Here is an 18,676-nt window from a genome sequence, read left to right as displayed (position 1 = left end):
GATCCTGGCTACGCCCGGGACGGTCGGAAACTAAATCAGCGATAACGGTTGATCTGATCGCGCAGCGTACGGGCGGCGTGGGCCGCGGCATCGGCGTAATCGTCGCCGCCGGACGCATACAGGATCGCCCGCGACGAACTGACGACCAGGCCGGTCCCATCCGTGGTCCTGGCGTTCTTCACGACGGCTTCGACATCGCCACCCTGCGCGCCGACGCCGGGCACCAGGAATGGCATCTCGCCGACGATCGCGCGGACCTCGCGCAACTGCGCCGGCCAGGTCGCGCCGACCACCAGCGCGCAGTTGCCGTGGCCATTCCATTCGCCGGCCACTTTTTCCGCGACGTGCTGGTACAGCGGACGGGTGTTGCCGTCTGCATGGATGGACAGGTCCTGCAGGTCGCCCGCGCCTGCATTGGAGGTGCGGCACAGGATCACCACGCCCTTGTCGGCCCGATTCAGGAAGGGCTGCACGGAGTCGCGGCCGAGATAGGGATTGGCGGTGACCGCGTCGGCCTGGTAGCGATCGAAAGCTTCCGCCGCATATTGCTGGGCGGTGCTGCCGATGTCGCCGCGCTTGGCGTCGAGGATCACCGGGATGCCGGGGTGGGTCGCATGGATGTGCGCGATCAGCCGCTCCAGCGCGCTTTCCGCGCCGTGCGCTGCGAAGTGCGCGATCTGCGGCTTGAAACAGCAGACGTATTCGGCGGTGGCGTCGGCGATGTCGCGGCAGAAGGCGAAGATCGCATCGGGATCGTTGGTGAACTTCGCCGGGAATTTCGCGGGTTCGGGGTCGAGGCCGACGCAGACGAGGGAGTTGGCCTGCTGCCAGCGATGTTTTAGCGCCTCGATGAAGGTCACGCCGATCTCCTTTATTTTTCCTTCATCCCGAGCGTAGCGAGGAACCTGCTTTTCTGCGACATCAAAGCGCAAGCAGATCCCTCACTGCGTTCGGGATGACGCAGTGGCAAAGGCCTTCGCGCGTCGCGCGATGGCGCCACTGCATCACTTCAACGCCTTGAACCTCAACCGGTGCGGCTGCGCGCCTTCCTCGCCCATGCGGCGCTTCTTGTCTTCCTCGTACTCGCGGTAGTTGCCCTGGAAGAACTCCACGTGCGAGTCGCCCTCGAACGCGAGGATGTGCGTGGCGATGCGGTCCAGGAACCAGCGGTCGTGCGAGATCACGAAGGTGTTGCCGGGGAATTCCAGCAGCGCGTCTTCCAGTGCACGCAGGGTTTCGATGTCGAGATCGTTGGACGGTTCGTCGAGCAGCAGCACGTTGCCGCCCTGCAGCAGCGTCTTGGCCAGGTGCAGGCGGCCGCGTTCGCCGCCGGACAGCGTGCCGACCAGCTTCTGCTGGTCCTGGCCCTTGAAGTTGAAGCGGCCGATATAGGCGCGCGACTGGATCTCGACGCCGTTGATGTTGAGGATGTCGGCGCCGCCGGAGACTTCCTGGAACACGTTGTGGTTGCCTTCCAGCTTTTCGCGGCTCTGGTCGACGTAGGCGATGTTGACGGTCGGCCCCATCACGATCTGGCCCTTGTCCGGCTTTTCCTGGCCGGTGATCATCTTGAACAGGGTCGACTTGCCGGCGCCGTTGGGGCCGATGATCCCGACGATCGCACCCGGCGGCACGATGAAGCTCAGGTCGTCGATCAGCAGGCGGTCGCCGAACGACTTGGAGACGTTCTTGAACTCGATCACCGAGTTGCCGAGGCGCTCGCCCGGCGGGATGAAGATCTCGTTGGTCTCGTTGCGCTTCTGGTAGTCGACCGACTGCAATTCCTCGATGCGGGCCAGGCGCGCCTTGCCCTTGCTGCGGCCGCCCTTGGCATTGCTGCGCGCCCATTCCAGTTCGCGAGCGATCGCCTTCTGCCGCGCCTTCTCCGAGGACTCTTCGCGCTTGAGGCGGTCTTCCTTCTGGATCAGCCACTCGGTGTAGTTGCCCTTCCACGGAATGCCGCGGCCGCGGTCCAGTTCCAGGATCCACTCGGCGGCGTTGTCGAGGAAGTAACGGTCGTGGGTGACCGCCACCACGGTGCCGGTATAGCGGGCCAGGAACTGTTCCAGCCATTCCACCGATTCGGCGTCGAGGTGGTTGGTCGGTTCGTCGAGCAACAGCATGTCCGGCTTCTGCAGCAGCAGCCGGCACAGTGCGACGCGGCGCTTTTCGCCGCCGGACAGCGTGCTGATCTTCGCTTCCCATGGCGGCAGGCGCAGCGCGTCGGCGGCCACGTCCAACTGGTGCTCCAGCGTGTGCGCGTCGCCGCTGGCCAGAATCGCCTCCAGACGCTGCTGCTCGGCGGCGAGCTTGTCGAAGTCGGCACCTTCCTCGGCGTAGGCCTCGTAGATGCGGTCCAGCGCGGCCTGCGCCTGCAGTACTTCGCCGACGCCTTCCTCGACCGCTTCGCGCACGGTGTGGTTGGGGTCCAGTTGCGGTTCCTGCGCCAGGTAGCCGACCTTGGTGCCGGCCTGCGGCCGCGCCTCGCCGACGAAATCGGTGTCGACACCGGCCATGATCTTCAGCACCGTCGACTTGCCGGAGCCGTTGAGGCCGAGCAGGCCGATCTTGGCGCCCGGGAAGAACGACAGCGAGATGTCCTTGATGATCTGGCGCTTCGGCGGCACCGTCTTGCTGACGCCGTTCATGGTGTAGATGTATTGCGACATGGAGGCTCCGTAGGGCGTGCGCAGCCTCGCGCGGGCGCCGCGCGGACTGGTCAAGGGGATGGCGCCGATTATACCGGCAGGCCGCGCCTCCCTTGCGCGGCGGAGGCGGGGACTCGCGTCTTTTTCCATGACGGGAACTGCCGACGCGCTCCAGGTACGGGTGTCGGCGCCAGGGTGCGACCGGGCATGCAGCCCTTCGTCGCCGTGCCGGGACGCGGCAACGGCCAAGGAAGCAGCCTGCCGCGTTAGACTTCAGTCCCCACCGCCACCCTTGGAGCGTCATGTTTCCGCGCGATTCCCGCATCGAAGGTTACGACCCTGAACTGGCCGCAGCGATCGCGTCCGAGAACCGCCGCCAGGAAGACCATGTCGAACTGATCGCGTCGGAAAACTACGCCAGCCCGCGGGTGATGGAAGCGCAGGGCAGCCAGCTGACCAACAAGTACGCCGAGGGCTATCCGGGCAAGCGCTATTACGGCGGCTGCGAGTACGTCGATATCGCCGAACAGCTGGCCATCGACCGCGTGAAGCAGCTCTTCGACGCCGACTACGCCAACGTGCAGCCGCACTCCGGTTCGCAGGCCAACCAGGCCGTGTACCTGGCGCTACTGCAGCCGGGCGACACCATCCTCGGCATGAGCCTGGCCCACGGCGGCCATCTCACGCACGGCGCCAAGGTCAACATCAGCGGCAAGCTGTTCAATGCCGTGCAGTACGGCGTCAACGAGCAGGGCCTGATCGACTACGACGAGGTCGAGCGCCTGGCGCTTGAGCACAAGCCGAAGATGGTGGTCGCCGGCTTCTCCGCCTATTCGCAGGTGGTCGACTGGGCGCGCTTCCGCGAGATCGCCGACAAGATCGGCGCCTATCTGTTCGTCGACATGGCCCACGTCGCCGGCCTGATTGCCGCCGGCGTGTACCCGAACCCGGTGCCGCATGCGCACGTGGTGACCTCGACCACGCACAAGACCCTGCGCGGACCGCGTGGCGGCATCATCGTGGCGAAGGGGGCAGGCGAGGAGATCGAGAAGAAGCTGCAGTCGATCGTGTTCCCCGGTATCCAGGGCGGCCCGTTGATGCACGTGATCGCGGCCAAGGCGGTCGCCTTCAAGGAAGCGCTGGAACCCGGGTTCAAGGCTTACCAGCAGCAGGTGGTGAAGAACGCCCAGGCGATGGCCGACACCATCGTCAAGCGCGGCTACAGGATCGTCTCCGGCGGCACCCAGAACCACCTGATGCTGGTCGACATGATCGGCAAGGGCATCACCGGCAAGGACGCGGAAGCCGCCCTCGGCAAGGCGCACATCACCGTCAACAAGAACGCGGTGCCGAACGATCCGCAGAAGCCGTTCGTGACCTCGGGCCTGCGCATCGGCACGCCGGCCGTCACCACCCGCGGTTATCAGGAGGCCGATTGCGTGGCGCTCGCCAACTGGATCTGCGACGTGCTCGACAACCCGAAGGACGAGGCAGTCATTGCCACGGTGCGCGAAAACGTGACCAGGCAGTGCCGCCAGTATCCGGTGTATGGCTGAGGTGCCGGGGATCGAGAATGGGGATTCGGGAATCGTTAAAAGCGATGATGCCCGGTTCTTGCTGTTCCGATTCCCGATTCCCGATTCCCGATTCCCGGCCTCCTGATGCACTGCCCCTTCTGCCAGCACGTAGACACCCGCGTCATCGATTCGCGCGTCAGCGACGATGGCGCGACGATCCGTCGCCGCCGCGAATGCGAGGCTTGCGGCGAGCGTTTCTCCACGCTGGAAACGATCGAATTGAAGCTGCCGGCGATCATCAAGTCCGATGGCCGACGCGATACTTTCGACGCGCGCAAGCTGCGCGCCGGTTTCGACCGGGCGCTCAACAAGCGGCCGGTATCCGAGGAGCAGATCGAGTCGGCGGTGCGTGCGGTCGTGCACCAGCTGCGCATGACCACCGAGCGCGAACTGCCGTCGCGCCGCGTCGGCGAATTCGTGATGGCGGAGCTGCGCAAGCTCGACCACGTCGGCTACGTGCGCTTCGCCTCCGTCTACCGTTCGTTCGAGGACGTGGCCGATTTCCGCGAGGAACTGGACCGGCTCGAGCGCGACCTGCCAGGCGAAGGACAACTGCCGTTGCTGGGCGCCGACGTCGTGCCTTTCGACAAGCACGCCGACAAGGGAAAGAAGCGGTAAAGCAACTTTGACCAACCACGAATCACGAATTACGAATCACGGCTTCTCGGCCACCGACCACGCGATGATGGCCCGCGCCCTGAGCCTCGCCGAGCGCGGCGCGTACACCACACGTCCCAACCCGATGGTGGGATGCGTGATCGCACGCGGCGATGAAGTCGTCGGCGAAGGCTGGCACCAACGCAAGGGTGGGCCGCATGCCGAAGTCTTCGCATTGCAGGCGGCGGGCGAGCAGGCACGCGGTGCGACTGCCTACGTCACGCTGGAGCCCTGCGCGCATACCGGCAATACCGGCCCTTGTGCTGATGCGCTGATCGCCGCAGGCGTGTCGCGCGTGGTCGCGGCGATGCGCGATCCGTTTCCGCAGGTCGACGGCGCCGGTTTCGATCGTCTGCATGCCGCCGGGGTCACGGTCGAGCATGACCTGATGCAGGCGCAGGCGCGTCGGCTCAACCGCGGCTACCTGTCGCGGATCGAGCGCGGCCGTCCGTGGCTGCGGGTCAAGCTCGCCACCAGCATCGACGGTCGTACCGCGATGTCCAACGGCGATTCGAAGTGGATCAGCGGCGACGCCGCGCGCGACGACGTGCAGCGCTGGCGTGCGCGTAGCGGCGCGATCCTGACCGGCTCGGGCACCGTGCTTGCGGACGATCCGCAGCTCACGGTGCGTTTCGCGCAGCCCACAGACTTTGTTGCGCCACTGCGCGTGGTGCTCGACCCGGGCCTGGCCACCATCGCGCGCGGTCGCATACGCGAAGGCGACGCGCCGACGCTGTATCTGCATGCGCCGGACGTCAAGGTTCCGAAGGGCCTGTCCGCGCAACATGCCGCGGTGCCGATGCGCGATGGCCGGCTCGACCTGGACGCCGTGCTGAAGCTGCTGGCCGGGCAGGGCGTCAACGAGGTGCAGGTCGAGGCCGGGGCCACGTTGGCCGGCGCCTTCCTGTCGGCGGGGTTGGTCGACGAACTGCTGCTGTACGTGGCGCCGGTACTGCTCGGCGATCGCGCGCGTCCGCTGTTCGAAGGCCTGTCGATCGACAGCATGGCGCAGCGCCTGCACCTGCATATCGTCGAGACGCGCCGCATCGGCGACGATGTGCGTGTGCTGCTGCAGCCTGAGAACGGCGCATGAGTTTCAAGGATCACTTCTCGGTCAGCGCGGTCGACTACGCCGCTGCCCGCCCACACTATCCGCCGGCCTTGTTCGACTGGATTGCCTCGATCGCGCCGACGCGCGGGCGGGTGTGGGAGGCCGGTTGCGGCAGTGGCCAGGCCACGCGCGAACTGGCGATGCGTTTCGACACGGTCTACGCCACCGATCCGAGTGCGGCGCAGATCGCGCAGGCCCCTGCGCTCGACAACGCGGTGTTCGCGGTCGAGGCGGCCGAACGTTGCGTGCTGCCGCAGGCCAGTGTCGATGCCGTCTGCGTCGCGCAGGCACTGCACTGGTTTGATCGCGATGCCTTCTTTGCCGAATGCGCGCGCGTGTTGAAGCCCGATGGCGTGCTGGTGGCCTGGGGTTACCAGGACATCGAGGTGCCTTCGCTGCTCGCCGATGCCAACGCGGCGCTGCAGCGCGAGATCCATGCGTACTGGCCTCCGGAACGCGGTGATGTCGATGCCGCCTACGCGGGCTATGCATGGCCGTTCGAAGCGGTGGACGCCCCCGCCTTCGAGATGACCGCCGCCTGGCCGTTGCCGCGCCTGCTCGGCTATTTCTCCAGCTATTCGGCCACGCGGCGCTATCGCGATGCCACCGGCATCGATCCGGTCGCGGCGCAGGCCGACGCCTTCGCCGCGGCTTGGGGTGCCGCGGACATGCAGCCGCTGCGCTGGCCGTTGTTCGTGCACGCCAGGCGCAAGCGGGTCGGCTGAACAGCACGATCGTCGTGCAGGCTTGACGCCGGCCCCGGCATCCGCGAAGTCACGGTAGCGATGCGGTAAACTGCGCGGCGCCGGGTTTCCGGCGAACCACCAGACGTCTTCAGGGCGGGGCGAAATTCCCCACCGGCGGTAGGCGTGGCACTTCAGTCCACGCGAGCCCGCGAGCGCTTCCGGCAGTATGCGAGTCCCTCGCAAGCCCGCACATCCATGTACGGGCTTTCCAATACCGCCGGAAGGTCAGCAGATCCGGTCCGATGCCGGAGCCGACGGTTGGAAGCTTGACGCTTCCTCACAGTCCGGATGAAAGAAGACAGCAGCGCGCGGCCCGGGCCGCGCGCTGCCGCATGCCCCGGGACGTTTTCATTGCCCTGCGCGAGGAAAACGTTGCATGTTCACAGGACTCATCGAAGGTGTCGGCCGCCTGGCCACGCGCGAATCGCGCGGCGGCGATGCGCGCCTGCGGATCGACGCGGGCACGCTGGCGTTCAACGACGTCGTGTTGGGCGAAAGCATTTCGGTCAATGGCACGTGTCTGACCGTGGTCGCGTTCGACGACCGCCATTTCGAGGTCGACGCGTCGAACGAGACGCTGGCCCTGACCACGCTGGGTGCGTTGCCGGTCGGTCACGCCGTGAACCTGGAACGCGCGATGCGTCCGGACGATCGCCTCGGCGGCCACCTGGTCAGCGGCCATGTCGATGGCATCGGCCACGTACTCGCGATCCACGACGATGCGCGCGCGCAGCGCTGGAAGTTCTCCGCGCCGGCCTCGCTGCTGAAGTACATCGCCCGCAAGGGTTCGATCTGCGTCGACGGCGTCAGCCTGACCGTGAACGCGATCGACGATGGAGGCTTCGAGGTCGCACTGATCCCGCATACGGTGTCGCACACCGCGTTTTCGCAGACGCGGGCTGGCGATGCGGTGAATCTCGAGGTCGACCTGGTGGCGCGCTACGTCGAGCGGTTGCTGCACGCTCCCAAGTAACCGTCATGGGACCATTTTGATCTTGGATTTACCGTGAAAAACAACGCAACAGCAACATGGATCCCGGCTTCCGCCGGGACGACGGAAGAAGAATGACATTTGCATCCATCCCCGAACTGCTCGAAGAAATCCGTGCCGGCCGCATGGTCGTCATCGTCGACGACGAGGACCGCGAGAACGAGGGCGACCTGATCATGGCCGCCGAACTGGTGCGCCCGGCCGACATCAATTTCATGGTCACGCACGCGCGCGGCCTGGTCTGCCTGTCGCTGACGCGCGAGCGCTGCCGCCAGCTCGGCCTGCCGCCGATGGTCCGCGACAACACTTCGTCGCACCACACCAACTTCACCGTCAGCATCGAGGCCGCCGAAGGCGTCACGACGGGCATTTCCGCCTATGATCGTGCCCACACCGTGCGTACCGCCGTGCGGCCGGACGCATCGCCGGCCGACCTCGCCCAGCCCGGCCACATCTTTCCGCTGACCGCGCAGCCCGGCGGCGTGCTCAATCGCACCGGGCACACCGAGGCGGCGAGCGACCTGGCCCTGCTCGCCGGCCTGGAGCCGGCCGGCGTGCTGGTCGAGATACTCAATGCCGACGGCAGCATGGCGCGGCGGCCAGAGCTTGAAGTCTTCGCCCGCGAACATGGCTTGAAGATCGGCTCGATCGAAGAACTGGTCCGTTATCGCCTGCACCACGAACACACCGTCGAGCGCCTCGACGCGCGCGAGATCGACACCGAGCACGGACCGTTCCGCCTGCATACCTACCGCGACCGGCTCAGCCACGGCCTGCATTTCGCGTTGTCGCGTGGCCAGCTCGACGCCGCGACGCCGACGCTGGTGCGCGTGCAGATGCAGAACCCGCTGGCGGACGCGTTGCACTGGCGTCGCGCGGATTTCGGACCAGCGGTCGGCGAGGTGCTCGGCCGGATCGCGCAGGAAGGCACTGGCGCGCTGGTCCTGCTCGGCGAGGCCGCGCGGACCCATGTCGAGCAGGCCGACGCGCTGCTGGCACGCATCCGCGAACAGCCCGAGCCGGCAGGCAAGCGTGGCGGTACGCTGGCCGAATGGCGTCGCAATGGTGCCGGCAGCCAGATCCTCGCCGACCTGGGCCTGGGCAAGCTGCGCGTGCTGGGCACGCCGCGCAAGCAGGTCGGGCTGGCCGGATTCGGGCTGGAGGTGGTGGAGTACGTCGAGGCATGAACCCGCGAAGGGCTCGCATGCTGCGGCTGCTAAACTGCGCCACCCAGTAGACCCGCCACCCACATGACCCTGCACGAAGGCGACCTGCGCGCACCGGAAGGCGCACGCTTCGCGATCATCGCCAGCCGCTGGAATCCGCGCATCACCGATACGCTGGTCGCTGGCGCGCGCAAGACCTTTGCCGAGCACGGCGTGGCGGAGACCGCGGTCGACGTGGTGCGCGTGCCGGGTGCGTGGGAGATTCCCGTGGCCGCGGCACGACTCGCCGCCGCCAGCCGGCACAGCGCGATCGTCGCGCTCGGCTGCGTGATCCGTGGCGACACGCGTCACTTCGAACATGTCGCCGACAACTGCGCCGAGGGATTGATGCGCGTATCGCTGGACTACCGCTTGCCGGTCGCCAATGGCGTGCTGGCGGTGGACGAATCCGAAGACGCCGAAGCGCGCGCCGGCGGCAGCCACGGCCACAAGGGCGAGGAGTGCGCGCTGGTCGCGATCGAGATGGCCAACCTGATGGATCGCCTGCCATGAGCCGTCAGCGCCACAAGAGCGGTGTCGATCCCGTCGCGCGTTCGCGCGCGCGCCGGCGTGCGATGCAGGCGGTGTACGCGTGGCAGATGTCCGGCGGCGACGTGCGCCAGGTGATCGCGCAATTCGCGCACGAACAGGCGCACGAAGTCGCCGACCTGGAATATTTCGAGGACCTGGTGCGTGGCGTGCTCGCCCACCAGGCCGAACTGGACGAGGGCCTGCAGCCGCACCTGGATCGCGCGATCGAACAGGTCGACCCGATCGAACGCGCCGTGCTGCGCATCGCCGCCTACGAGATGCGCCATCGCATCGACGTGCCGTACCGGGTGATCATCAACGAGGCGCTGGAAACGGCCAAGCGCTTCGGTTCCGAACACGGCCACACGTATGTCAATGGCGTGCTCGACCACGCCGCCGTCGAATGGCGTGCGGTGGAAGTGAACGCCGCACGCAGGTAAGGGCGTCGTCGCCGCGCAGCGGGCGGCCTGCTTGCCCTTGTGGCGTTTACCGCGGCGACGCCTGCAGGAAGCCCGTATGCCCGAATTCGAACTCATCGAACGCATCCAGGCCCGCGCGGACACGCGTTCCGACGTGGTCCTCGGCATCGGCGACGATGCCGCGGTGCTGCAGGTGCCGGCCGGCAAACAGCTGGTGGTGGCGATGGACACGCTCAATGCCGACGTGCATTTCCCCGCCGGGACCGCGGCGCAGGACATCGGCTGGAAAGCGCTGGCGGTGAACCTGTCCGACCTGGCGGCCATGGCGGCGCAGCCGGCCTGGTGCACCCTGTCGCTGTCCCTGCCGCAGGCCGACCTGGCCTGGCTGGACGCGTTCCTCGACGGATTCCTGGCATTGGCCGCGCATCATGGCGTTGCCCTGGTCGGCGGCGACACCACGCGCGGACCGTTGTCGGTCTGCGTCACCGTGCATGGCCTGGTCGATGCCGGACAGGCGCTGCGCCGCGACGGCGCGACACCGGGCGACGACCTCTGGGTCAGCGGCACGCTCGGCGATGCCGCGGCAGCGCTGGCGCAATGGCGGGAAGGCGTCGGCATCGATGTCGCCCTGAAAGCGCGCCTGGATCGACCGGTTCCGCGCGTTTCGCTGGCCCTGGCACTTGCCGGTGTGGCGCACAGCTGCATCGACGTGTCGGACGGGCTCCTGGCCGATGCGGGTCATCTGTGCGCGCGTAGCGGCGTCGGCGCGGAAATCGCGTTGGCCGGACTGCCAGCATCCGATGCGTTGCGGGTGTTGTTCGACGAAGAGGCGCGGCGCGTCCTGCAGGCCACTGGCGGCGATGACTATGAACTGTGTTTCAGCGCGCCGGTGCAGGCACGTGCCATGATCGAACGGGCTGCGGCTTCGAGCGACACGTCCGTGACACGGATCGGGCGCATCGTCGCCGGCAAGGGGGTGCGGGCTCTGCTCGATGACGGCACACAATGGCGGCCATCGCATTCGGGCTACGTGCACTTCTAGCGCGGTCTGCGCGCTACTTCGTGTCTCCCGCCTGCGTCATCCCTCGCTGCGCTCGGGGTGACAAAAAAACGGAATGAAAAAACCTAGGGCGCGGCATTCGCAACGGCGAGCAGGGCGGCTATCGAATTCGCCGGTACGTGCAGCGGCTCGCCGTCACCGGCCAGCTGCGGTTGCTGTTCCATCAGCATATCGGGCCGGATTCGCGCATTGGCCGGCAGCAACGCGAAATCCAGTTCCAGGTCGGCCGCTGAAACCGCGCGCCCGGTGATGCTGCGATACAGCCGCGCCGCGATCAGCACCGCGCCTTCCAGGCTGGCGTGAACGCCATCGGTGAGCATCGGTGGCGAGGGCTGGCGCCGGGCCTGCGCGCGCAGCATCGCGCCCAGTTCGATGGCTTCCGCGCCGGTACTGCGGGTGGTCGCCGCCAGGCCGCGATCCAGCTTCTGCTGCCAGTTCGAATCCGGCCCCCAGGTACCGAACAGCAGCACACGCGCGCCCCGTGATTGCGCCAGTTCGGCGAACTGCCTGTGCGCACGCAGGCTGGCGCGGCATTCCGTCTGCGGGCGCTCCTCCGCGCTGGCCATGCAGGCCAGCAATCCGCCACGTTCCTGCAGCACGACGACATCCCAGCGACCGGCGCGCAATGCCTCGGCGGCGGCGCCATCCTTCCAGCGCTCGGCCAGGGTGCCGCCCGGTGCGACGAACGTGGCGGTTTCGATGAGGGGACCTTCGGCTTGCGAGGCGGCCAGCGCGCGCAGCAGACCCGGTACGTTCCGGGTATAGATCAGGCTGTTGCCGATCAGCAGCACGCGCTGCGTGGGGCGCGTCGCGTCCGCAACGCCGATGCAGCACAGCAGGCAGCACAGCAGCACGATACGGATGGACATCGGTCGACCTCCGCGCGAATCGCGCGACGTTGACACGCTACGGCAGCACCTTGCCCGGATTCAACACGCCATCCGGATCGAACGCAGCCTTGACCGCGCGCATCGCCGCCAGCGTGGCCGGATCGAAGGCATGCACCATGAAATCGCGCTTGGCGAGGCCGATCCCGTGCTCGCCGGACAGCGTGCCACCGAGCGCCAGCGTCAGCGCGAACAGCCGCGGCAGCGCGGCCTGCGCGCGTGCGTCCTGGCTGGTGTCGTCGGGATCGAACAGGATGTTGGCGTGCAGGTTGCCGTTGCCGGCATGGCCGAAGGCGACGATCCGCAGGTCGAACTCGCGCGCCAGCGCCTGGATGCCGTCGACCAGGTCGGGGATGCGTGTGACCGGCACCACCACGTCCTCGTTGATCTTGCCCGGCGCGATGCTGCGCAGTGCCGGCGACAGCGCCTTGCGCGCAGCCCAGAGCTTCTCGCTGGCGATTTCGTCCGGCGCGGTATCGAGAGACAACAGGCCGGCACCGCGCGCGGCATGCGCCAGCACCGCGACGGCGTGCGGCAAGGTCGCGGCATCGCCGTCGGCCTCGATCATCAGCAGCGCACCGGCGTCAGGGATATCGGCACCGCCGACGTCGCGCGCCAGCCTGATGCAGGCCGCATCCATGAATTCGAGCATCGCCGGCGTGACCGGTTGCGCCATGATCCGCGACACCGCCGCCGCCGCGCTGGCGACATCGAGGTACAGCGCGCGCAGGCTGGCGCGTTGCGGCGGCAATGGTGCGAGCTTGAGCGTGGCTTCGACGATCAGCGCCAGCGTGCCTTCGCTGCCGACGATCAGGTGGGTGAGGTCGTAGCCGGTGGCGTCCTTGGTGGTCGCGCTGCCGCAACGGATCAGTTCGCCGCTGCCGGTGACGGCGCTCAGGCCGAGCACGTTGTCACGGGTGGCGCCGTACTTGACGGTGTGCGGGCCACCGGCATTGCAGGCCAGGTTGCCGCCGACGGTGCACAACTCCGCACTGGCGGGATCCGGCGGCCAGAACAGACCATGCGGCGCCAGCGCGCGCTGCAGGTCGCCGTTCAGTACGCCCGGCTCGACGACCACGCAGCGATCGCCGGCGCGGATGTCGAGGATGCGGTTCATGCGATCGAACGACACCACCACGCCGCCGGCCGTAGGCAGCACCGCACCGGTGCTGCTGGTGCCGGCGCCGCGCGCGACAATCGGCACGCGATGCGCGCGGCACGCACGCACGATCGCGACGACCTGCTCGCGCGTGCTGGGCACAGCCACGGCATCGGGCAACGCCGAGCGGCGCGAGTTGTCGTTGCCGTGTGCGGCGCGTTCGCTTGCGCCGGTCAGCCAGCCGTCGCCGAGCAGGGCGGACAGTTCGTCGACGAGGGATGCGGGCAGGGAGGACATGGGTGGATTGTAAGCGTGCCGTTCCGCGTGCCGTCCCTGGCCCCAAGGCAGGCTACACGTCGTCGCCGCGAAAGGCGTCGCGCAGCCAGTGCAGTCGCGGCGCATCCGGGTCGCCGTCGGCTTCGACCACGTCGAAACGGCAGGGCGCATCGGCGTACTGGCGATGCGTCAGCAGGAACATCTGCGCGGCAAGCACCAGCTTGCGTCGCTTGCCGGCATCGACCGACGCCGCGCCGCCGCCGAAGCGCGGGTCGCGACGGTAGCGCACCTCGACGAACACCAGCGTGCCGCCGTCGCGGCCGCTTCGATCCAGCATGACCAGGTCCAGCTCGCCGCCGCGATAGTTCGCGTTGGCGGCGACATCGACCAGTCCGGCTTTTCTCAGGTGCGCGCGCGCAGCAGCTTCGACCGCAGCGCCGCGCGCGCGGCGGTCAACCGCCACCGCGTGCCAGCGGTACGACGTGGCCGCCGCTGAAAGTCGACCATGCCGGCGTACGCACGATGTTGCCGAAGCCGTCTATGCCCAGTTCGCCGGTAGCGCCCTGGATGTCGCCCTCGGCGCTGGTGGCCAGCCGTTCCAGGAACGCGGTGATCAGCCACGCGTCGTAACCGAAGGCGAACAGTCGCGCGGCCGGGCCACGCGCGGTCGGCAGCGACTGCCCGGTCATGCTCGCCGGCGGCAGGCCCGGTGCGCCGCGCACGCTCCAGGCATCGCTCGGGAAGATGATGCCGTCCAGCGCGACATCCTCTTCCGGTTTGCCGGTGCCGGAGATCAGCTGCGAAGTCGCCACGCGCGGCTTGCCGGCAAGCCCGGCCATCGCCAGTTGCGGCGCCAGCGCGCGCGCCTGGCTGCCCTTGATCGCCAGGAACAGCGCATCCACGCCGCCGGGCTTGGCCGTGGCGGCCTGCAGGATCGGCGTGAATCCTTCGGCGGTCTCGCTGACGGTGAGCGTGTCGGTGATGGTGCCGCCGCGCTCGGCGAAACGCTCGCGGAACGCGTCCGCTGCGCGGCGCATGCTGGCGTCGTTGCTGGTCAATATCAGCACGTGGCGCGCGTTGGTCGATATCAGGTGTTCGGCCGCGGAGATCGCCTCGTCCTCGGGCGCCAGCGAGAAGCTGGCGTTGCCGGGCGGCGGCGCCACGTTGCCGCGGTTCAGCGCCAGCATCGGCACGCTCAGGCTGCCCTGGTTGAACAATGCGCTGACTTCGTCGCGACCGAGCGGGCCGACCACGAAATCGTTGCCTTCCGCGGCTGCCTTGGCGTATGCGGCGACCGCACCGCCGGGCGTGCCGGCGGTGTCGTAGAAGTGGATGTCCGGGCGCTGCCGGCGTTCGCCGTAATAGCCGGCCAGCAGGCCGTCGCGCACCGGCGCCGCGGCCGTGGCCAGTTGCCCGGACAGCGGCAGCAGGACCGCGAGTTTCAGCGGCGGCCGGTAGCCATCGCGATCGGCGGGCGGACGCTGGCTGGCATCGAAGCCCCATTGCGCGCCGCGGTCGAACGGTCGCGGCAGCGGCAGGCCGCGGCGCTGCAGGGCGCGGCCGGCGAAGTTGTAGAGCGGATCGCCGACCGGCATCGCCGCCGCTTCGCTCGCCAGCGTGGCGTCGTCGAGCCCCGACAGCATGCGGTCGATCTGGTCGGCGCGCTGGGTCTTGGCCGCGCCATCCAGCATGGCGTAGCCGCGCGCCAGCTCAGTGGCCGCGATGATCGTGGGATTGTTCGACGTGGTGGACTTGCCGCCCACGTCGCTGACCTGCACCGTGGCGCAGCCGGCAAACAGCAGCAACATCGCCAGCAGCGGCAGCAGTTTCGATCCAGTCCGTGTCATCGCATTCCGCATCGGTGCGGGTCTCGGTGGGAAGAACAGCTAGGATTCTACCCGCAGCCGCTGGAGAGACGATGTCCGCCCCCCTCAACCCCACCGGTGTGTCCACTTGCGGCAGCCTGTACGTAGTGGCCACGCCGATCGGCAATCTCGGCGATCTCAGTCCGCGCGCGCTGGAAACGCTCGGCCGCGTCGCCGCGATCTGCGCCGAAGACACCCGCCATACCCGCCAGCTGCTGGCGCATTTCGGCGTCGAGAAACCGTTGCAGGCACTGCACGAACACAACGAGGACGAGATCGCCGAACGCCTGGTCGCCAGGATGCTGGCTGGCGAATCACTGGCGCTGGTGTCCGATGCCGGTACGCCGCTGGTCAGCGATCCCGGCTTCCGGCTGGTTCGCGCCGCGCGCGCGGCAGGCATCAAGGTCAGCCCGGTGCCGGGCCCGAGCGCGCTGATCGCCGCGCTCAGCGTCGCAGGCCTGCCCAGCGACCGCTTCGTGTTCGAAGGCTTCCTGCCCGCGAAGGCGGCCGCGCGGCGCGAACGGCTGGCGGCACTGTCCGCGGAAACACGCACGCTGGTGTTCTATGAATCCTCGCATCGCATCGAGGACACGCTGGCCGATGCCGTTGCTGCTTTAGGCGCGGCGCGCGGCGCGACGCTTGCGCGCGAGCTGACCAAACTGTTCGAAACCGTGCTGGACGGCACCCTCGAGGATCTGCGTGCGCGCGTCGCCGCCGACGTGAACCAGCGCAAGGGCGAATTCGTGCTGCTGGTGCATGGCGCCGGCGAAGAAGCCGATGCCAAAGTGATCGAGGGTCGACGCCTGTATGCCAAGCTCAGCGAGCACCTGTCGCCCTCGACGGCTGCGAAACTGGCTGCGGAATTGAGCGGCGCGCCGCGCAAGGCCTTGTATGGCGGTTGATGCGGTTCGCGAACAGCCGCTCTTGAAGCCTGTCATCTGGCAGGCGTCGCGTCGGGATTCAGAGGATGTACGCCGGACAACGCCCCAAGATGAATCGCTCTCATGGCTGACGCCGATGCCACTGATGCCACTCGCGACAGCAGCTGGACGATCTTCCTCGTCTTCCTGCGCCTGGGACTGACTTCATTTGGCGGGCCGATCGCGCATCTGGGCTATTTCCGCGAGGAGTTCGTGGTTCGGCGGCGCTGGCTGTCGGAAGGCGTCTATTCGGACCTGATCGCGTTGTGCCAGTTCCTGCCGGGCCCGGCGAGCAGCCAGGTCGGCATGGCGATCGGCCTGGACCGCGGCGGTCTGCGCGGCGCGTTCGCGGCGTGGTGCGGATTCACGATGCCTTCGGCGCTGGCGATGATCCTGTTCGCACTCGCGGCATCGGCGTGGGGCACGCAATGGCCGGCCGGCATGGTGCATGGTTTGTTGCTGGTCGCCGTGGCCGTGGTCGCGCAGGCGGTGTGGGGCATGGCGCGCACGCTGTGCCCGGACGCGCCGCGGATCGCGCTCGCGTTGGCATCGGCGGCGCTCGTGCTGTTGCGGGCCGATGCATGGGGCCAGACTGGCGCGATCGTCATCGGCGGCATTCTCGGCGTTGCGTTCCTGCGGCACGTGGCGCCGCCGCCGAACGACGCGGCGCCGGCGCGCGTATCGCGCCGGCTCGGCGCACTGTCGCTGGCGGCTTTCCTGCTGCTGCTGTTCGCGTTGCCGTTGGCCGCGAAGCTCTGGCCGATACCGGAGCTGGCGATCTTTTCCGCGTTCTACCGCGCCGGATCGCTGGTGTTCGGTGGCGGCCACGTCGTACTGCCACTGCTGCAGGCCGCGGTGGTGCCACCCGGCTGGATTTCCGGCGACGCGTTCCTTGCCGGCTACGGCGCAGCGCAGGCCGTGCCGGGTCCGTTGTTCACGTTCGCCGCTTATCTGGGCGCGGCGATGACCGCCGGTCCCGGTGGCGCGTGGGGCGGTCTGCTGTGCCTGCTGGCGATCTTCCTGCCGTCGTTCCTGCTCGTGATCGGCGTGCTGCCGTACTGGGACGCGTTGCGTCGCAACGCCCGCATGCAGGCGGCGCTGGCCGGGATCAACGCCGCGGTCGTGGGACTGCTGCTGGCGGCGTTGTACCGGCCGGTGTGGACCAGTGCGGTGCATGGGTGGATGGACGTGGCACTGGTCGTGCTCGGCATCGTCGCGTTGATCCGCTGGCAGATGCCGTCCTGGATGGTGGTGCTGGGCCTGGCGCTGGGCGGGCTGGCAATGGGTTTGCTGCCGATGCTCCTGTAAAGCCGTTCGCCGACGAACGCTTAAGACCGGGCAAACGTAAACGGCGCGATCGCACCCGTTCGGCGGATCGAGAAGCGCACGTGCGACAATACGCACGGCGGAGCCGGCCAGACAACCGCGTCATCCTGAGCCTTTCGGGGCGATCGGGTGCCGAGGAAAGTCCGGGCTCCACAGGGCACGGTGCCAGGTAACGCCTGGGCGGCGCGAGCCGACGGAAAGTGCAACAGAAAGATACCGCCGAACGGTTCTTCGGAATGCGTGGCAAGGGTGAAATGGTGCGGTAAGAGCGCACCGCGAGTCCGGCAACGGACCGGCACGGCAAACCCCACCGGGAGCAAGGCCAAATAGGGACCCCATGACGCGGCCCGCGTCGGGTCCGGGTAGGTTGCTTGAGCGTAGCGGCGACGCTGCGCCTAGAGGAATGGTTGTCCACGACAGAACCCGGCTTATCGGCCGGCTCCGCCCCTTATTCCCTGCACCGAAACTTCGGAATCCAGCGAAGCGGAATGCGGCCACCGCGTGTTCCGGATACTTCGTTGCATGCATCGCCCGGGCCAGGGTGTTTCTTGCCGACTTGTTGCAACGGCAGAACAATTGCTGGTCAAGCCTTGGTTGCTGCGCTGCAGCACGAGCGGGAGCCAGGTCACTGTTCAGAGGTCTCCAACAGTCTGAGATTGGTCCAATCTCAAAATTTGAGACTAAACAGCAGCTTGTGGATAAAGCTTGAACAAGTCTCTCAAGTTCAGCGCAAGTCATTGACCGGCCTAGCGAAATTAGCCCTGCAAAGTTGTTGACAACCCTGTGGGCGGCTCCTAAGGTGGCATCTCGTGGGAAAACCGGGATATTGGTGGTTTTCCGATGCTGAAGCCCGCCGAAGACGGGCAAGAACCGGACGGGTTTGTGTTCCAGGGCGAGACCGCCATCACGATCGATGACAAGGGCCGGCTGGCGATCCCGACCAGTTACCGGGACCTGGTCGCGCGCGAATGCGGCAACCGCCTGGTGATCACCTACAACCCGTTCGAGTCCGGCAGCCTCTATCTCTATCCGCAGCCGGTCTGGGAGCGTGTGCGCGACCAGGTCAACGCGTTGCCGCGCACCAAGAGCGTCAGCCGCAACCTGCAGCTGAAGCTGGTCGGCGCGGCGAGCTTCGTTGAACCCGACGGCAATGGCCGCATCAGCGTGCCGGCCAGCCACCGCAGCGCGGTGGGCATCGACAAGAAGGCCGTGCTGCTGGGCATGGGCGACAAATTCGAGTTGTGGAGCGAGCAGGCCCACCACGCACAGATCCGCCAGACCCTTGGCGACGCGGATCTGGGCGAGGACCTACTCGACCTGCAGTTGTGAGCACGGGTGGCGCGGACAGCCGGTCCGCC

Annotated in this window: 17 protein-coding genes, 1 other RNA gene, 1 pseudogene and 1 riboswitch; of the genes and pseudogenes, 13 read left to right on the top strand and 6 right to left on the bottom strand. The window is 67.6% G+C overall.

Annotated features, from left to right (window positions below; all coding sequences use genetic code 11):
* Nucleotides 1–35: 35 nt before the first annotated feature.
* Together pyrF and ettA are read right to left on the bottom strand one after the other, a co-directional pair.
* Nucleotides 36–860, bottom strand: coding sequence for an orotidine-5'-phosphate decarboxylase (pyrF, locus tag IP90_RS10150; RefSeq protein WP_144899511.1), 825 nt, complete (start codon nt 858–860; stop codon nt 36–38).
* A 144-nt stretch (nt 861–1,004) separates the two neighbouring features.
* Nucleotides 1,005–2,669, bottom strand: a complete 1,665-nt coding sequence (gene ettA / locus IP90_RS10145) for an energy-dependent translational throttle protein EttA (RefSeq protein WP_144899510.1) — start codon at nt 2,667–2,669, stop codon at nt 1,005–1,007.
* Between the two features lie 281 nt (nt 2,670–2,950).
* Here ettA and glyA point away from each other — a divergent pair, with 281 nt between their 5' ends.
* The 9 genes from glyA to thiL all read left to right on the top strand — a co-directional run bounded on the left by glyA (nt 2,951) and on the right by thiL (nt 10,927).
* Complete coding sequence (glyA, locus tag IP90_RS10140) at nt 2,951–4,204, top strand: serine hydroxymethyltransferase (protein ID WP_144899509.1); 1,254 nt, start codon at nt 2,951–2,953, stop codon at nt 4,202–4,204.
* Between the two features lie 105 nt (nt 4,205–4,309).
* The gene (gene nrdR, locus IP90_RS10135; protein ID WP_144899508.1) at nt 4,310–4,843 is read left to right on the top strand and encodes a transcriptional regulator NrdR; all 534 of its coding nucleotides are present in this window, start codon (nt 4,310–4,312) and stop codon (nt 4,841–4,843) included.
* A 64-nt stretch (nt 4,844–4,907) separates the two neighbouring features.
* Entirely contained in the window at nt 4,908–5,975 is a 1,068-nt protein-coding gene (ribD, locus tag IP90_RS10130) for a bifunctional diaminohydroxyphosphoribosylaminopyrimidine deaminase/5-amino-6-(5-phosphoribosylamino)uracil reductase RibD (protein ID WP_144899507.1), read from the top strand.
* Nucleotides 5,972–6,718 carry a class I SAM-dependent methyltransferase gene (locus tag IP90_RS10125; RefSeq protein WP_144899506.1) on the top strand — a complete coding sequence of 249 codons (747 nt, stop codon included), beginning with the start codon at nt 5,972–5,974 and terminating at the stop codon, nt 6,716–6,718. Before ribD ends, IP90_RS10125 begins: the two co-directional genes overlap by 4 nt.
* 101 nt (nt 6,719–6,819) lie before the next feature.
* A riboswitch (FMN riboswitch) is annotated at nt 6,820–7,043 on the top strand.
* A gap of 72 nt (nt 7,044–7,115) precedes the next feature.
* On the top strand, nt 7,116–7,712 hold the full coding sequence (locus IP90_RS10120; RefSeq protein ID WP_144899505.1) for a riboflavin synthase: 597 nt from the start codon (nt 7,116–7,118) through the stop codon (nt 7,710–7,712).
* 92 nt (nt 7,713–7,804) lie between these two features.
* On the top strand, nt 7,805–8,917 hold the full coding sequence (gene ribB / locus IP90_RS10115; RefSeq protein ID WP_144899504.1) for a 3,4-dihydroxy-2-butanone-4-phosphate synthase: 1,113 nt from the start codon (nt 7,805–7,807) through the stop codon (nt 8,915–8,917).
* Between the two features lie 63 nt (nt 8,918–8,980).
* Entirely contained in the window at nt 8,981–9,448 is a 468-nt protein-coding gene (ribH, locus tag IP90_RS10110; RefSeq protein ID WP_144899503.1) for a 6,7-dimethyl-8-ribityllumazine synthase, read from the top strand.
* Nucleotides 9,445–9,906, top strand: a complete 462-nt coding sequence (gene nusB, locus IP90_RS10105; RefSeq protein ID WP_144899502.1) for a transcription antitermination factor NusB — start codon at nt 9,445–9,447, stop codon at nt 9,904–9,906. Before ribH ends, nusB begins: the two co-directional genes overlap by 4 nt.
* A 76-nt stretch (nt 9,907–9,982) precedes the next feature.
* Nucleotides 9,983–10,927, top strand: a complete 945-nt coding sequence (gene thiL, locus IP90_RS10100) for a thiamine-phosphate kinase (RefSeq protein ID WP_144899501.1) — start codon at nt 9,983–9,985, stop codon at nt 10,925–10,927.
* Between the two features lie 83 nt (nt 10,928–11,010).
* Here thiL and IP90_RS10095 read toward each other — a convergent pair whose 3' ends face one another.
* From IP90_RS10095 to IP90_RS10080, 4 genes and pseudogenes are all read right to left on the bottom strand, one after another.
* Nucleotides 11,011–11,814: an SGNH/GDSL hydrolase family protein gene (locus IP90_RS10095; protein ID WP_144899500.1), complete on the bottom strand. Its 804-nt coding sequence runs from the start codon at nt 11,812–11,814 to the stop codon at nt 11,011–11,013.
* A 37-nt stretch (nt 11,815–11,851) separates the two neighbouring features.
* On the bottom strand, nt 11,852–13,228 hold the full coding sequence (locus tag IP90_RS10090; protein ID WP_144899499.1) for an FAD-binding oxidoreductase: 1,377 nt from the start codon (nt 13,226–13,228) through the stop codon (nt 11,852–11,854).
* A gap of 52 nt (nt 13,229–13,280) precedes the next feature.
* On the bottom strand, nt 13,281–13,670 hold the full coding sequence (locus IP90_RS10085; RefSeq protein ID WP_144899498.1) for a YraN family protein: 390 nt from the start codon (nt 13,668–13,670) through the stop codon (nt 13,281–13,283).
* A pseudogene (locus tag IP90_RS10080) lies at nt 13,660–14,928 on the bottom strand (penicillin-binding protein activator); the annotation flags it as partial. The pseudogene IP90_RS10080 and the gene IP90_RS10085, both read right to left, overlap by 11 nt.
* A 224-nt stretch (nt 14,929–15,152) precedes the next feature.
* Here IP90_RS10080 and rsmI point away from each other — a divergent pair.
* From rsmI to mraZ, 4 genes are all read left to right on the top strand, one after another.
* Nucleotides 15,153–15,974: a 16S rRNA (cytidine(1402)-2'-O)-methyltransferase gene (rsmI, locus tag IP90_RS10075; protein ID WP_199753454.1), complete on the top strand. Its 822-nt coding sequence runs from the start codon at nt 15,153–15,155 to the stop codon at nt 15,972–15,974.
* Between the two features lie 102 nt (nt 15,975–16,076).
* Nucleotides 16,077–17,300, top strand: coding sequence for a chromate efflux transporter (gene chrA / locus IP90_RS10070; protein WP_144899495.1), 1,224 nt, complete (start codon nt 16,077–16,079; stop codon nt 17,298–17,300).
* Nucleotides 17,301–17,399: 99 nt separating this feature from the next.
* Nucleotides 17,400–17,765, top strand: an RNA gene (rnpB, locus tag IP90_RS10065) — RNase P RNA component class A.
* A gap of 393 nt (nt 17,766–18,158) precedes the next feature.
* The gene (gene mraZ, locus IP90_RS10060; RefSeq protein WP_199753445.1) at nt 18,159–18,647 is read left to right on the top strand and encodes a division/cell wall cluster transcriptional repressor MraZ; all 489 of its coding nucleotides are present in this window, start codon (nt 18,159–18,161) and stop codon (nt 18,645–18,647) included.
* Nucleotides 18,648–18,676 lie beyond the last annotated feature (29 nt).

The organism is Luteimonas cucumeris (assembly GCF_007830035.1).
GTDB lineage: Bacteria > Pseudomonadota > Gammaproteobacteria > Xanthomonadales > Xanthomonadaceae > Luteimonas_C > Luteimonas_C cucumeris.
The sequence above is the reverse complement of the archived record's forward strand: the minus strand, read 5'-3'. Positions and strand labels throughout refer to the sequence as shown.

Coding starts and splice junctions, on each gene's coding strand:
- nrdR (WP_144899508.1), top strand. CDS start 4,310: ATGCACTGCCCCTTCTGCCAGCACGTAGACACCCGCGTCATCGATTCG.
- mraZ (WP_199753445.1), top strand. CDS start 18,159: ATGCTGAAGCCCGCCGAAGACGGGCAAGAACCGGACGGGTTTGTGTTC.
- ribB (WP_144899504.1), top strand. CDS start 7,805: ATGACATTTGCATCCATCCCCGAACTGCTCGAAGAAATCCGTGCCGGC.
- ribD (WP_144899507.1), top strand. CDS start 4,908: ATGATGGCCCGCGCCCTGAGCCTCGCCGAGCGCGGCGCGTACACCACA.
- ribH (WP_144899503.1), top strand. CDS start 8,981: ATGACCCTGCACGAAGGCGACCTGCGCGCACCGGAAGGCGCACGCTTC.
- IP90_RS10090 (WP_144899499.1), bottom strand. CDS start 13,228: ATGTCCTCCCTGCCCGCATCCCTCGTCGACGAACTGTCCGCCCTGCTC.
- IP90_RS10120 (WP_144899505.1), top strand. CDS start 7,116: ATGTTCACAGGACTCATCGAAGGTGTCGGCCGCCTGGCCACGCGCGAA.
- IP90_RS10125 (WP_144899506.1), top strand. CDS start 5,972: ATGAGTTTCAAGGATCACTTCTCGGTCAGCGCGGTCGACTACGCCGCT.
- chrA (WP_144899495.1), top strand. CDS start 16,077: ATGGCTGACGCCGATGCCACTGATGCCACTCGCGACAGCAGCTGGACG.
- glyA (WP_144899509.1), top strand. CDS start 2,951: ATGTTTCCGCGCGATTCCCGCATCGAAGGTTACGACCCTGAACTGGCC.
- thiL (WP_144899501.1), top strand. CDS start 9,983: ATGCCCGAATTCGAACTCATCGAACGCATCCAGGCCCGCGCGGACACG.
- ettA (WP_144899510.1), bottom strand. CDS start 2,669: ATGTCGCAATACATCTACACCATGAACGGCGTCAGCAAGACGGTGCCG.
- IP90_RS10095 (WP_144899500.1), bottom strand. CDS start 11,814: ATGTCCATCCGTATCGTGCTGCTGTGCTGCCTGCTGTGCTGCATCGGC.
- nusB (WP_144899502.1), top strand. CDS start 9,445: ATGAGCCGTCAGCGCCACAAGAGCGGTGTCGATCCCGTCGCGCGTTCG.